The organism is Parabacteroides sp., assembly GCF_977054455.1.
This window is the reverse complement of the sequence record NZ_CDRTCT010000003.1, coordinates 105,662-119,409: the sequence shown is the minus strand read 5'-3', so window position 1 is coordinate 119,409 and position 13,748 is coordinate 105,662. Positions and strand designations below refer to the sequence as shown.

Annotated in this window: 14 protein-coding genes; 1 reads left to right on the top strand and 13 read right to left on the bottom strand. The window is 44.9% G+C overall.

Translation table 11 applies throughout. The features are described 5' to 3' along the window. Positions 1–112 precede the first annotated feature (112 nt). Positions 113–1,477, top strand: a complete 1,365-nt coding sequence (locus tag ACW6QF_RS02310) for a TrpB-like pyridoxal phosphate-dependent enzyme (protein ID WP_456086673.1) — start codon at positions 113–115, stop codon at positions 1,475–1,477. 123 nt (positions 1,478–1,600) lie between these two features. Here the strand turns inward: ACW6QF_RS02310 and dinD are convergent, their stop codons facing one another. The 13 genes from dinD to ACW6QF_RS02245 all read right to left on the bottom strand — a co-directional run bounded on the left by dinD (position 1,601) and on the right by ACW6QF_RS02245 (position 13,689). After that, entirely contained in the window at positions 1,601–2,464 is an 864-nt protein-coding gene (gene dinD / locus ACW6QF_RS02305; protein WP_456086672.1) for a DNA damage-inducible protein D, read from the bottom strand. A gap of 159 nt (positions 2,465–2,623) precedes the next feature. Next, positions 2,624–3,034 carry a DUF3836 domain-containing protein gene (locus ACW6QF_RS02300; protein WP_456086671.1) on the bottom strand — a complete coding sequence of 137 codons (411 nt, stop codon included), beginning with the start codon at positions 3,032–3,034 and terminating at the stop codon, positions 2,624–2,626. 189 nt (positions 3,035–3,223) lie between these two features. Next, positions 3,224–3,436, bottom strand: coding sequence for a helix-turn-helix domain-containing protein (locus ACW6QF_RS02295; RefSeq protein ID WP_298548522.1), 213 nt, complete (start codon positions 3,434–3,436; stop codon positions 3,224–3,226). A gap of 15 nt (positions 3,437–3,451) precedes the next feature. Next, on the bottom strand, positions 3,452–3,754 hold the full coding sequence (locus ACW6QF_RS02290; RefSeq protein WP_456086670.1) for a hypothetical protein: 303 nt from the start codon (positions 3,752–3,754) through the stop codon (positions 3,452–3,454). A 13-nt stretch (positions 3,755–3,767) separates the two neighbouring features. Continuing rightward, complete coding sequence (locus ACW6QF_RS02285) at positions 3,768–4,397, bottom strand: DUF2975 domain-containing protein (RefSeq protein ID WP_456086669.1); 630 nt, start codon at positions 4,395–4,397, stop codon at positions 3,768–3,770. A gap of 14 nt (positions 4,398–4,411) precedes the next feature. After that, on the bottom strand, positions 4,412–4,882 hold the full coding sequence (locus ACW6QF_RS02280) for a DUF2975 domain-containing protein (RefSeq protein WP_456086668.1): 471 nt from the start codon (positions 4,880–4,882) through the stop codon (positions 4,412–4,414). A 13-nt stretch (positions 4,883–4,895) separates the two neighbouring features. Continuing rightward, a complete protein-coding gene (locus ACW6QF_RS02275) occupies positions 4,896–5,561 on the bottom strand; it encodes a DUF2975 domain-containing protein (RefSeq protein WP_298548530.1) in 666 nt (221 codons plus the stop codon). 180 nt (positions 5,562–5,741) lie between these two features. Then, positions 5,742–7,517, bottom strand: a complete 1,776-nt coding sequence (gene sppA, locus ACW6QF_RS02270; protein ID WP_456086667.1) for a signal peptide peptidase SppA — start codon at positions 7,515–7,517, stop codon at positions 5,742–5,744. A 146-nt stretch (positions 7,518–7,663) separates the two neighbouring features. Further along, complete coding sequence (locus ACW6QF_RS02265) at positions 7,664–8,338, bottom strand: DUF2461 domain-containing protein (RefSeq protein WP_456086666.1); 675 nt, start codon at positions 8,336–8,338, stop codon at positions 7,664–7,666. Positions 8,339–8,354: 16 nt separating this feature from the next. Then, on the bottom strand, positions 8,355–10,568 hold the full coding sequence (locus ACW6QF_RS02260) for a patatin-like phospholipase family protein (protein WP_456086665.1): 2,214 nt from the start codon (positions 10,566–10,568) through the stop codon (positions 8,355–8,357). 165 nt (positions 10,569–10,733) lie between these two features. Next, a complete protein-coding gene (locus ACW6QF_RS02255; protein WP_456086664.1) occupies positions 10,734–11,312 on the bottom strand; it encodes a hypothetical protein in 579 nt (192 codons plus the stop codon). 3 nt (positions 11,313–11,315) lie between these two features. Next, positions 11,316–12,527, bottom strand: coding sequence for a 6-bladed beta-propeller (locus ACW6QF_RS02250; protein WP_456086663.1), 1,212 nt, complete (start codon positions 12,525–12,527; stop codon positions 11,316–11,318). A gap of 16 nt (positions 12,528–12,543) precedes the next feature. After that, positions 12,544–13,689, bottom strand: coding sequence for a 6-bladed beta-propeller (locus ACW6QF_RS02245; RefSeq protein ID WP_456086662.1), 1,146 nt, complete (start codon positions 13,687–13,689; stop codon positions 12,544–12,546). Positions 13,690–13,748 lie beyond the last annotated feature (59 nt).

Sequence of the window (13,748 nt, the reverse complement as noted above, 5' to 3'; positions counted from 1 at the left end):
ATATATTTTCCTGTATTTCATTTGAAGAACGAAATATTATTTGTTACTTTGCTTCCAAGTTGTAAGCCTTAGAGGCCAAATCGATCAATAATGTAAACTACATAACAACATCATGGAAAGTAAGAAATTTTTACTGCAGGAGAAAGATATCCCTACAGCCTGGTACAATATCGTAGCAGACATGGAGAATAAACCGCTTCCTCCGTTGAACCCCAAAACAAAGGAACCGCTCAACCCTGAAGATCTCTATCCTTTATTTGCCAAAGGATTGGTAGACCAGGAGATGAACCAGACGGATGCTTGGATCGAGATACCGGAAGAAGTTCGCGAGATGTATAAAATCTGGCGCCCGACCCCGCTGGTACGCGCTTACGGACTTGAAAAAGCGCTCGACACGCCGGCCCACATCTACTTCAAGAACGAAAGTGTCAGTCCGGTCGGCTCCCATAAACTGAATTCCGCCATCCCGCAGGCTTATTTCTGCAAGAAGGAAGGCGTAACCAATATCACGACCGAAACAGGCGCCGGACAGTGGGGCGCTTCGATGGCTATGGCTGCCAAACATTTCGGATTGGAACTGGCCGTTTATATGGTCAAGGTCAGCTACAACCAGAAACCCTATCGCCGTTCTATGATGCAGACATTCGGAGCCGAGGTGATCGCCTCGCCGAGCATGAGTACACGTGCAGGCCGCGACATCATCACCAAGCATCCGAATTACCAGGGTAGCTTAGGAACAGCTATCTCCGAGGCTGTCGAACTGGCTATGCAGACTCCCAACTGCAAATATGTATTGGGTAGCGTGCTGAACCATGTGATGCTGCACCAGACGGTGATCGGCCTGGAAGCAGAAAAGCAGATGGAGATGGCCGGAGAATATCCGGACGTGGTGATCGCTTGCTTCGGAGGCGGTTCGAACTTCTCCGGCATCGCATTCCCGTTCCTGCGCCATAAACTGACAGAGGGAAAAGACCTCCGCGTCGTGGCGGCGGAACCGGCTTCGTGCCCGAAACTGACACGCGGACAGTTCCAGTACGACTTTGGCGACGAAGCCGGCTATACGCCGCTTCTGCCGATGTTCACCCTGGGACACAACTTCGCCCCGGCCAATATCCACGCAGGCGGTCTGCGCTATCACGGTGCAGGCTCTATCGTCAGCCAGCTGAAAAAAGACGGGCTGATGGATGCCGTAGATATCCAGCAGCTTGAAACATTCAAAGCTGCTACGCTGTTCGCTCAAAGCGAAGGCATCATACCGGCTCCCGAATCTTCCCACGCTATCGCTGCCGCCATCCGCGAAGCTGAACAGGCCAAGATCGAAGGCAAACCGCGCACGATCCTGTTCAACCTCTCCGGTCACGGCCTGATCGACATGGCCGCTTACGACCAGTATCTGGCAGGCGATCTGACCAACTACGAGGTAACAGATGCAGACGTGGAGAAGAATCTTTCGGAGATCGAGAAGATCATCAAGTAAAGACGAGATAAAAGCTGATCATTTTCGTGAGGTCACGAAAATGATCAGAAGTATTAAAAATCAAAATATCCGATCATTTTCGTGAGGTCACGAAAATGATCGGATATTTTCAATCAAAAAGCATTATTCTTTAGGCAGCTTTGGCGTGTTTTTCTCTATCAACTTTTCATCTTTTGCGACTTTTCGTTCCAGCTTCTTTATATCTTCCGCAACAGGTAATTCTTCCGGCTTGATGCCTCTCGCACCCAACATTTCCCTTACGCTTATATTATTTTGAATATGTTCTTTGGTGATAGGCGGCTCTCCATACAAATCTTTACTCGCGACATTATAATTTGTCATCTCCGTTGCAAGGTTTTTCGCTGCAATAGTAAGTGTAGGTAAGAAATCAGCCAAAGGGCGGCTGGCTTTTACCCCAAGTCTCAATTTCATATCTTCCGTTGTAAAACCTCCAAACAAAGCGGTATCGCCCTTCGAACGAATCCGGGCAAATCCTTTATCATCGACTCCCCGTTCATAAATATTCTGTGACAATAACTTCTCGGCAGTCCGCAATCTGTCTCGCGTTTCCAAACGGGACAATAAATCCAGTCGTTCTTCTATTAACTCGGCTTTACGAGTTTGAATCGCAAAATAGCTTTGTGCAAAAGCGATTTCTTCTTTCTTTGGATCACCATTTTGAGCAATCAAGTAACAAGCATAACGAGTCAACATAAAATCCTGAACTTCGCGCTTGCCTCCCTTTCCTAATCCGATCATTTTCGTGACCTCACGAAAATGATCTTCCTGATTGATTCCCTGCGTTGTACAGGAATCGACTGCCCGATTGATTGCGACAATAAAATTCTCCCATCTTGCATATCCCAAAATGGATTGCAAATCGCGGGCGAACCAGATCTCGACTTGTTCACCGTCTTCTTCGTTATTTACAGAGTGAGTAATGCTGTTGAAAGAGGTCAATAATTGTTGTATTCTTACTTTATCCATAGCTATGGTTATTTAATGTTTCAACAAAGATAGAAACATTTACAGATAAACACACATATTTCCGTAAAAAGATGAAAATGGCGCTAATAACAGGGACTCACGTCTTTTGTTATTCGCGCCATTTACGGTTGTGTCTATGAAATATTATAAAAATAGGTATTATGAGAAAATGTCGTTATAACTTGTTGCCGGAGCAACCATATTCTGGACATTTAAGCTAAAGTTTTTCTTCTTTTTGTCCCACATGCCGTATGTGGTATTGATCTCCCCTGTTTCTGCGTTATATGAATAAGTCGTCAGATAATAGGGAATCCACTCATCCTTACTCTTATCCCAGCGATATGCCTTCTTTTCCGACACTTTGCCGTTTTCATTGTAAGAAAATTCATATTTAACTTCTTTATTCAAAAGACCATTGTCATTCAAGAAAATGACTTTTGAAACGACTTTACCATTCTCTTCCTTCGTATCATACATGTACTCTCTGGGAGAGGCTGCGCTCATTGCAAGATTACATAAGAACATAACTGCAAGAACAAGAATACTTTTACTTAAAATTGAAGTTTTCATATAATTATTACTTTAAGATTACTTTCAAATTGCGGTGCAAATGTAGATACCATCCCATAACAAACCAAACTTTTACTTACATATTGTTAGCATATATAACTTATTTAACAATATTCAAACTTTTATTCACCTCCGCCTACTATAATACACTTATATATTGTAAGCGCACGGTCATTCCTATCCCGAACATCACGATTTATCCTCCTTAAATTCGAGTATATCCGCCGGTTGGCAATCGAGCTCCTTACAAATTGCTTCAAGAGTAGAAAAGCGTATGGCTTTGGCTTTACCCGTCTTCAAGATCGAAAGATTTGCCGCGGTAATACCAATACGATCGGCCAAATCACCCAGTGCAATCTTTCGTTTTGCCATCATCACATCCAAATTCACTATTATAGCCATATCTTATCCCTTTGATTATTCATTAATTACAATATTACCGGTTTCACCATCCCTGTTCTCCGATATTTGCCAAGCCGGAACCTTCAGACTCCGGTTCAAATAATATATACAAATAGCAGACAATATTACGCCCAGAACAGCAAGTCCGGCAAAAGGCTTTGTCCCTATTATTTCATATACGGAACGGACATCCGGGTAATAAATTATAAGCAATGCCGAAATACCGTTCACAATCATATCCGAAAGAACAGCCCCCAAAATAATTCCCAAAAACACAAATCCTATCTGGGCAATCAGTAATTTTACAATCCTATCCATATCCGTTCCTCCTTTAAACCGTCAGGTCTTGTTCTTCTTTCAATTTGACCCCTAATGCAAATATCTCGGCAAAAAGGCCGAACAAGAGAGCTAAAAAGAATGTGCTATATTCAAACTCGAAACCCGCAATCTTATAGCCGGGAAAAGATACATCGCCATCTTTTAACAACAGGAAGTAGTCCACCCCTGCAAACACGTTTTTCATAATCCCGGCCAACAACAACATCCAGCAGATAACACGAAGTCTCTTGACATTCGAACGAATAAATATCTGTTGCCGTTGCACATCCCTGATAAAACGGAAGAAAGACAATCCCGCCCAAATGATCAGAAGCAGAAAGACCGGTGTGAAAACCAATCCTATAATGACGGAAAAAAGCTCATAAACCTTATCGGTCTTCATTCCCAAAGTAATACTTCCTATCTGATAAGGTATTTTCCGGTTATCCGCCAGTTGCAATGTATCAGGCAAACTATACGCGACAGCAGGATTCAACGACACATTTACCCGATGTATTTTCTTATCCAAGTCACCGTCTGCACTGTTCCATCCGTCTTTTCCTCCCCGAAAGCTGTCACCCAACACCACCATAGAAAGAAGCAGTATCAAAATGCTCAATATCCTTATACTTTTCGATTTCATTTTCATTCCTTTTATTAGACCGTCAAGTCTTGTTCTTCTTTCATCCGTATTCCGTAACGGAAAATTTCTGCGATGATAAGCAGGAATGTCCCCATTGCACTCCAAACAGGAACTTCCATAGGAATAATTTTCCAATCATGGGCTGTATCCAAAGCATCTCCTAATTCATGAAATACAGGTAAAAAGAATAATGCAACCCCCATATAATAGAAAAGCATATAATTTATCTTCACAAAAAACTTTCGTTTATTGATATTACTGATCACCTTGCAAACACCATAAGCAACAAAAAGAAGGACTGCCAATTCCAACGAATAGAATAAAACGGCATGTATATGTTCGTCTACAACACTATGCTTCAATTGTATATAAGCCTCATTGAACGTATTGATACCAATCAGGGTTAAAAAGAATAGAAACACACCTGTTATTGCTCCTAAATTTGTATTTTTAGATAGCTTGCTCATAACTTGTATCTTATTCATTATTATCAAATCTTTAAATTGTCAACTCCTGTTCCTCCTTCATCTGTAAGCCGATCGCGAAAATACGGCCTACCAATAAAGCGATCAGTCCCATTATCAACGTCATCGACTGAAAGTCACACCAGAAATTATGTTCATAACCTTCCAGTTCGAACAGGCGGATTGCCGCCCAGTAATTCATTAGCGTATAGGTCTGTGTCATCACAAAAGAGATCAGCAGATTACGTCCGATGCGATTCAAACGGCGCACATTCATCCAATCGAATATCACCTCGTGGTTAATCGCATTGATCAGCTTGTAGAATTGGATGATTGCTTTTATAATAAAGAACAGGCCGATCAGTGCAAGGAAACTTACATATCTCGCTATTCCGACATCTTTGGATTTCGCCCAGACCAATGCCTTGATATGTGAAGCCGGATACCACTCCTGGTCCTTCTGGTTGAACAATTTATCAGAGGTGGCAGCCAAAGACTTCGGCCATAAATTAAGAGCCAGCGGACTTAATACTTCCGCACTGATATATGTTGTTCCCTGCTCATGTGCTTCTTTCGCTTGTGACATTCCTTCTTTGAAACCGTCTACAAAAGCATTACCCATCGAATAGATGCTCGGAACCAAAGACAGACCGACAAAGAAAAATATCAATACGCAGATTAAATTCAATTGCTTTTTCATAACCTATAGCTTTCTTGCTTAATGGCGGTGTGTCAAAACTCCTTTATCACGATCTTTAAGGCACGGATTTCACGGATTTACACGGATAAATTTATTATCTTTCCGTGTAATCCGCGTAATCCGTGCCTAAATTGTGTCTATTGTAAGCAGGATTTTCTTTTTGACACACCCTCATGTTTATTATAAACCTTTTATATCAAACGGCATGCGGGCAATAATACCGGATTCCGTTTCAGCCCGACGGATAGTCGAGAACAGTTTGAATTGCTCTTCACCCATTACAGATTTGGCGATGGAGATTTTTGCTTCATCCATCTGCTTCTCCATGAATTTGGTAAAGAAATCTTTCGGACCGTCGGCAACCGTTACTGAATAGTCAGTCAGTTCCGCCAATGTTGCAGCTTCTTTGATCGCGTCGTCCATACCGCCCAACTGGTCGACCAGGCCTCTCTCCAACGCCTGTTCGCCTGTCCAGACACGTCCTTGTCCGATCGAGTCGATCTCCGCCTTTGTCATGCCGCGGCCATCTGCGCAACGGGTCAGGAACAAATCGTAAGTCTGTTCCACGCCACGCTGGATCAGCGCCTTTTCATCTTCACGCATCGGACGGCTGATGTCTCCCAGGTCAGCGAATGTATTTGTCTTTACGATATCCGTAGTTACACCTACTTTGTCAAATGTTCCGGTGAAATTGCGGACTACACCGAATACACCGATCGAGCCGGTCAGTGTCGTACGCTCTGCGACAATCTTGTTTGCGGCACAAGAGATATAATAGCCACCGGAAGCGGCATAGTTACCCATTGAAACGACAATCGGCTTCTTGGCTTTCAGTTCTTCGACTTCTTTCCAGATCTGTTCGGAAATATAGGCGCTACCACCCGGAGAGTTCACACGGAAGACTACGGCTTTTACATCGTCATCGTCTTTCAGCTTACGCAACTTCTTTGCCATTTCTTCCGAAATCACCTGTTCATCGGCACTGAAAGGAGAAGAAGAATCTTCGTCTCTGATTTCACCTTCCGCATACAGGACTGCGATCTTATTCTTACTGTCTTTTTCTTTTACTTTGATGGAGGCGACTTTATCGACACCGGCCGTTTTCAGTTTGCCTTTCACATCCTGTCCGGCCATTTCTTTCACACAGTTTTCCACCTCATAACGATAGCGGAGCCCATCCGCCAATTTATAATCAACGGCATTGGAAGCCTGGCCCATTGCAAGACCTTCGTTCAGGTAACGGTTCAATTCGTCGGAAGAGATATTACGGCTTTTCTCGATAGCGGTTGTCAGGTTTCCCCATACGCTGCCTAAGAAAGAAGTCAGCTGTTCACGGTTGGCATCACTAAACTTTTTCAGGAAAAACGGTTCTACGGCACTCTTATAAGTTCCTACCTTGAAGATATAATGTTCCACGCCTAACTTTTCAGCCAATCCGGTAAAGAACATGCCCTGTGATGCAAGTCCCACCAATGAGACACTACCCTGCGGATTCAGAAAAACAGAGTCGGCCACGCTACACAGGTAATAAGAACCTTGCGTATAAAAATCGCCATAAGACACGATAAACTTACCGCTATCCTTAAAGTCCACCAGCTCGCGACGGATCGCTTCGATCCCGGCAAAGCCCGTAGAGAGGGAGCCGGCTTCCAGATAAATACCTTTAATGTTATCGTTTGCCTTTGCACGGCGGATCGCTTTGATCACATCCGACACAGCCATTTGGTTGCCACTTTCTCCCATGAGCTCTGAAAAAGGATTCTTCACAGCCTGATCGACCAAGACACCATTTAAAGAAAGTTTAAACACCGTATTCTTATCCGGTTTGTACTCGGAAGAACCGTCAGCACTGGCAGCTACTCCTATGATGAAAAAGATGGAACCCATTGTTACGATTCCCAAAGCAACCAGCACGCCCAGTGTGGATGCAAATACTGTTTTGAAGAACTGTTTCATAATGTTTTTATGTATTTGTTGTTTGTTTCTCAAATAATATTTATCGTTTTTCGATATGCAAAAGAATATATTATTTTTGACTCCACCAAATATTTTTATTGTTTTTCGATAAAATATTTATGAAACACGGAAAATATATATTGAAATCAGACTCTTCCTAAATACTCATCCACCGTATAATTCAGGAATTGGTTAAACGGATACAAAAGCTTGAAATCTTCAATGGCCTTATCCATCCAGTCGGGTGCGAAAAAGAATTCATCCGGTTTATAGGAGACGACACTGAAATCCTTATGGCGGAGAATCTCGTCATATTTGAAATCGGAAGGATAGCCGACAGGCATACGCTTCAGGACTTCGCCCTCCAACGTCGGATATGTCTTCTTGAAAGCCGGCTTTTCCATGATGGCGACAAGATCTTCTATATTTTCATAGATATCTTTACGGAGCGCTTTCAACAGGGCCGGCGGCGGACACCAAACGCCCCCCGAAAGCAGACAACCGTCCGGTTCCAGATGGATATAGTAGCCGGCCCGCTCGCTGCCCCGTCCGCCACAAGAAGCCATATAGGCGGCAAAATGAATTTTATATGGAGTCTTGTCCGGTGAAAAGCGGATATCCCGGTAAATGCGGAACAGGCAATCCTTCGCCTCCAATCCGGCTATTTCCGGATCGAACAGGGCAATCCGATCAATCAATTGTTGTACTTCGTCGATAAAGCCTTTTCGAAGAGAATCGTAACGGCTTTTATTTGCTTGGAACCATTCCCGGTTATTGTTCTGACGCAGTTCCGTCAGGAATTGTATAATTTCTGCATTCATACCTTGATATATTATATTAAAACATAAATCCCAAATTCAGATAAAACTGCAAATGCGAATTACGGTTAGACATGCCGAACGTTGCACTCAAAGGGCCGGCCATGCTGTTATAAGCATATCCCAGGCTACCGCCCCAAAGGCTTCTCCCCTCCAGCAGATGGAAAAAGTCGTCGTTGTGGATGCCATAATTGCCGGTCAGCGTGATATAATTGTTCCCCGCAATGCGTTGCCGGAGCTGGAGACGGGCCGCCACGACCGAATTATCCAGAATTTCCACATGATTGATCCCTGCAAAAGGCAATTGCTGGGTCAAATAGCGTCCGAACGTCTCTCCCCCGATCACATTCAGGAACGGATAAGCCGTATTCCCTCCGATCAGGACACGCCCGTAAAGCGCAGGCAGCAAACTCAAACGTGAACTGATGGGACAAACCGTCATAAACTTCAGACCGACAGCCGAGAAAGGAGAACTGCCGTTATATTTCACAAAGTTATCCGTATAGAGTGAATAGTCCGCTTCCAAAGAAACCCCTTTGTTCGGGAAATACCGCCGGTCCAATGTTTCAAGATGTGCCGACGCGAAATAGCTGAAAAACCCTTCCGGTTTGACAGTGTACAGCTCATCACTCCCCGCGTAAAGGAAGGAATTATAATTGAAATACTCATAACGCAGTCCGGCTTTCACCTTGAAGCTCAACCAGTTCATATCCGAATAAGCGAATTCGGCAAGATGGTGCGTATAGGTAGTGTTGAACCGCTTATCCCCCTTCTCATAAATATCCAAGTCGTTATAGCTGAACTTATACGACAAATTGAAATTGCGCAGCGGAGAACGTTCGATCGAGTAATCCAGCATCGCAGAGGATATCTTGCTTCCCACACGCCCAGTAAAAGCAAACCGGGAATGATTCCGTTTTCCCTTATGATAGGTGGCATTCACCAGCACCCCGATGATTTCCTCCGAATCGAAACGTATGCCTAAGTTCACAGAGCTTTCCGATTTAGGCTGCAAGGTCAGGACCAGGTCCTGCTGGTTCTCGCCGGTCAGTTTGTAGTTCACATAGGCATAAGCATTTGTCCCGACCAGGATAGACATGGATTTGCGCAGTTCCTTCAACGTGATATGGCTGTTCTCCTTCAGCGCACAGATACGATGCAACCAGTTGAGGTCGCGCGGATCGGCTCCATCGAAACGGATATGGCGGACATAGAAAGTATCGGCAGGTAAAACGGGACGATGCGTCAGGCGCCGTGCCTGTATGGAAAAGGTATCGGTATCCGAAAGGCCGATCTTACGCTTCAAAGCCATGATTTCATCCCAACGGCGGCGGGCATCGGCTTCTCCCCTGTGCAGCATCGTGTCGAGAGCGGCGGGAGCAAAACTGGCGGAACGGTAGGGTTCCATATCCGGGCGGAACAGCAGGTCGGTCCGGTCACGGTTCCGCGCATATTTGTCATAGCCGTGCAAAGCGATGATCTGCGTCGCGATATCACCGGGAGAATGCAGGCGGTCGTAGGTACGCAGATCGCTCGTTGCCAGATCCACTCCGATAATGATATCCGCACCCATAGCAAGTGCGACATCCACCGGATAGTTATTGTTCAACCCGCCGTCGACAAGCACCATGCTGTCCAGCCGGACAGGTGTAAACACTGCCGGAATCGCCATACTGGCACGCATGGCAAGCGGAAGGCTGCCTTCGTGGAATACATAGTCTTTGCCACTGACCATATCGACCGCCACGCAGGCAAAGGGAATCCGGAACGAATCGAAATCGACCGAATCATGATAACCGATCGTCAGGTCCGAAAAGAGGTTTTGCAGGTTCTGCCCTTTCACAACCCCGTCGATCACCCGGTCTTTCTTCTCCAGCCCAAAAGGCAGGGAGACGATATAACGTTCCGCCTTCTCTTTTTCAGGGAAAAGCAAATGGCTGCGTTTCACTTTGTCGCTCAGCAACATCTCCCAGTCCTGCGACTCTACCATTTCCTTGATCTCGTCCGGGCTGTAACCGATGGCATACAAACCTCCGACGATCGCTCCCATACTGGTCCCGGTCACGATATCGATCGGTATGCCGGCATCCTCCAACACTTTCAATACCCCGATATGCGCCACACCTTTTGCGCCTCCACCGCCCAACACGACAGCGACTTTCTTACGTTCCCCCGCCATCGCAGGCCAGGCAAGCAAGCATATAAGCAAAAGAGAGAGGTATTTCTTCACCATCACGATCCCTTTATTTAGTTGTTACTTACGGATATCTTCTTCCACGAGCAGGCTGTTAGTAATCGTTACTACTTCATAACGGATATCTTATTTGTTTCCAATGGCAAAGATATATTTTGTTATCGCCTCACGCAATAAAAGGATTAAAAATTCACGTCATGCCGCCTACTTTCCGGTAAACAACAACTCGAACCAGATATATTCTTTCATATCAAAAGTCTTATGCCATTCTTGCGGCGGCAGTTTGGCATTCCGTACATCGCAATAGCTGCCGCCCTGTAGTAATTTCCCGTCTACCAGTATTTCACGCAAAGCACCACTGGTATAAGACGTAAGCGGGATCGTATCTAAAGTAGAAAAAGGGCGGTCGGGATAGGTCTCCAATAAGATACAGTGCAGGATATCTTCCAGTTCAACCTCCTCGACTATTTGTAAGGAATCGACATTCAAGGTAAAACGTGCCGTATGTTTGTGAACAGGCTCGACTGCCACCTGTAGGCGCAAAACCGTATCTTGCATAATGCAAGGCGTCTCGTTCAACTCTTTATAACTCACCTTCCCGTTTTGGGAATATGCCATCCGTAGCTGATACGGCCGGCCTTGGAAAGCACCGGTTATTTCCACACATTGGTTACTTGACGGAACATCCGTTTCCACATACCCGATACGGACCGGGACCGGCTGCTTGAGCGAGCAACCGGCAATCAACCCGATCAATAGTACTAATCCAATAAAACGCATCATAGCTTATTTCATATAAACGACCATCAGTACCGGATTATCATCTTCAGTCAATTTTTTCAATTGGGGATGATCCAGGACAGCCGGATTCTTTTCTGCTTCTTTCATAAGATCACCGACCTCCCAGACAGAGACCAGAGTGTTCCGGTCCAAAGAAGTCGCCGGACGCAAAGGCAACGCACCGGGAAAGTCGTTCTTGATATAACCTCCGGGAATGGAATAACATTCCTTCGTTCTCTTGTCATACAGCACCATATGACGCTCCCGCTGTTTTTCTCCCGCCCAGTAATTATAGGGCATAAACAGCAATGAATCGGTTTCTATCACTTGGTTGCGGATATATGGAGCAGCAATCGTGTTGTAGGTCTTCCAGTCACCGTCGCAGGCTTCCATGCGGCAGTCAATGGGGATGGAATATTTGCCTAAGTCGAAGATATAACGGGGTTGGAGCTCCTTTTCCGTCACAACGAACAAAGTATCATTGTAGAACTCTTTGTAGCAAATCAAATCTTTATAGCGGAACATATATCTGTCTATGCCACTCATCATCAGCCACCGAGTTCCGCTTTTGACTTCAAACAGGTCCGAACGATAAAAGGTATTCAATATATTCTCTTTTTGACTGGAGATATAGATACGTTCTTTTTGCTGCCCGCTGCTATTCAACATGAAGGTCGCCACCAAGGTATCATTCAACATGGCAAATTGCGCCGTTTCCTTATCCGGCGTCTTTATGTCATAAAGGAATTTCCCGGTTTCCATCTCATAGACATTGATCTTCCCGGAAGTCGTCAGCATGAATACCAATCCCGTGTCCTCGTTCACATCTATCTGCTGGAAATAGTTGAACTGTCCGGGACCACCGCCCCTCGAACCGATGTTCCTGACAAACTTCCCATCCGTCGTATATTGATACAACCTCGTATTACTGGAGACAAACCAATATTTACCGGTCTTCACCACCTTCCCTGAATTTATAAAATCAATCAGGCACTTATCATTCGTTTCCAACGGGACATACTGTACGGAATCGGCAATATCGCTCAACTTAATTTCCCGCTCGACACCGACTCCCGCCTCGAACGGAACAGTTATCGGATATTCCGGCTCCACAGGTTCGACTTCGGCAGTTACCGGTTGTTCGGCATTCTTTCCCGCACAGGCCGAAAAGAGCACGACTACACTCAACAGGAGTACTTGATTCTTTATGATCATCATCTATCGTCAAATCTTTTTAATTAACCAATACCAACACCGGATTATCATCCGGCTTTAAATCAGATGCGAGATCACCGGACGGGGCTTTTTCGAGAACATATTCTGCGTCCACATACATGACTTTCGTTCCATCCTCCCGAATAAACCGGGGAAAGAAAGGAATTCCGCCATCAAGGTCATTTACCATGCCCTCTTTTCCGACATTCCTGATTTCGCCATTACGTTTGTCAAAGAGGATGTATTGCATATTATCGGTCACTCCCCAGCGAAGCGTCAGATACAGATACCGGTCGTCCTCACAAACGTTTTCCATCAGTACCTTCGAAGACAGTTCTTCCATTTGTCCAGGAGTAAACCCGTGAGTATCTACCTCACGTTTCATCGAACCCAAATTACAGATGGCATAGGGGCGCCGGTCTCCATTTTCGGAAAAGGTGAACAAGGTATCGTTGCCATAATCCATATATCGCACGGTTTCCTCATATTTATAGAAAGGAATAGGAGCGTAAATCATCCCACGATAGGTCGAAACAATAGGAGACGGATTCGGTATCTTTCCGATCACTTTTGCAGACGTATCTATTTCTGCAAAAGAATAGACAGTAGACGTATCGCCCACCAATTTAAAAGAGCTGCTCAGATACATAAAATAGCTTCCCCACGGAGTGGTTAATCCTCCATAATAGCGGTCAACCAGACGTATCGATTCCAGATAGTTCATATCTTTATCATACCGGTTGACCTTTCCGCTCGTAAATACATTCAAGATGTTCCGGATATCATCGTTAACGATCGAATTGACATTAACATAGTCTCTCGGCCCGTTTCCATTCTGTCCGATCGTCTTTATAAACTTGCCTCGATCATCAAACTGGAACAGGTTGGAAAAGTCACTTACCAAAATCGTATTATTGAAAAAGGCCAACTCATGGACCCTCTTCAACAAACAACTTTCAGAAGTCTCCAGAGGTACATATCTGATTTCACCGGCCACCTCCGACAGTTTCACAGGCGTAACCATCGACAGAATCTTTTCCAGATTTATCGAGTAAGGAGGCTCGATAGAAACTTCTTTATCTGCTTTCACATCATCCGCAGGCTTCCGCTTCCCACCGAAACAACTACTCGAAACAATGAGGACCAAACACATCCCAACCATCATTCTCTTCCGTATTGTTTGAATCTGCCTTCCCATATTTATATCAATTATATTGTTCAGAT

Excerpts from the sequence above, each read along its gene's own strand:
- ACW6QF_RS02310 (WP_456086673.1), top strand. The coding sequence starts at position 113 with ATGGAAAGTAAGAAATTTTTACTGCAGGAGAAAGATATCCCTACAGCC.
- dinD (WP_456086672.1), bottom strand. The coding sequence starts at position 2,464 with ATGGATAAAGTAAGAATACAACAATTATTGACCTCTTTCAACAGCATT.
- ACW6QF_RS02300 (WP_456086671.1), bottom strand. The coding sequence starts at position 3,034 with ATGAAAACTTCAATTTTAAGTAAAAGTATTCTTGTTCTTGCAGTTATG.
- ACW6QF_RS02295 (WP_298548522.1), bottom strand. The coding sequence starts at position 3,436 with ATGGCTATAATAGTGAATTTGGATGTGATGATGGCAAAACGAAAGATT.
- ACW6QF_RS02290 (WP_456086670.1), bottom strand. The coding sequence starts at position 3,754 with ATGGATAGGATTGTAAAATTACTGATTGCCCAGATAGGATTTGTGTTT.
- ACW6QF_RS02285 (WP_456086669.1), bottom strand. The coding sequence starts at position 4,397 with ATGAAATCGAAAAGTATAAGGATATTGAGCATTTTGATACTGCTTCTT.
- ACW6QF_RS02280 (WP_456086668.1), bottom strand. The coding sequence starts at position 4,882 with ATGAATAAGATACAAGTTATGAGCAAGCTATCTAAAAATACAAATTTA.
- ACW6QF_RS02275 (WP_298548530.1), bottom strand. The coding sequence starts at position 5,561 with ATGAAAAAGCAATTGAATTTAATCTGCGTATTGATATTTTTCTTTGTC.
- sppA (WP_456086667.1), bottom strand. The coding sequence starts at position 7,517 with ATGAAACAGTTCTTCAAAACAGTATTTGCATCCACACTGGGCGTGCTG.
- ACW6QF_RS02265 (WP_456086666.1), bottom strand. The coding sequence starts at position 8,338 with ATGAATGCAGAAATTATACAATTCCTGACGGAACTGCGTCAGAACAAT.
- ACW6QF_RS02260 (WP_456086665.1), bottom strand. The coding sequence starts at position 10,568 with ATGGTGAAGAAATACCTCTCTCTTTTGCTTATATGCTTGCTTGCCTGG.
- ACW6QF_RS02255 (WP_456086664.1), bottom strand. The coding sequence starts at position 11,312 with ATGATGCGTTTTATTGGATTAGTACTATTGATCGGGTTGATTGCCGGT.
- ACW6QF_RS02250 (WP_456086663.1), bottom strand. The coding sequence starts at position 12,527 with ATGATGATCATAAAGAATCAAGTACTCCTGTTGAGTGTAGTCGTGCTC.
- ACW6QF_RS02245 (WP_456086662.1), bottom strand. The coding sequence starts at position 13,689 with ATGATGGTTGGGATGTGTTTGGTCCTCATTGTTTCGAGTAGTTGTTTC.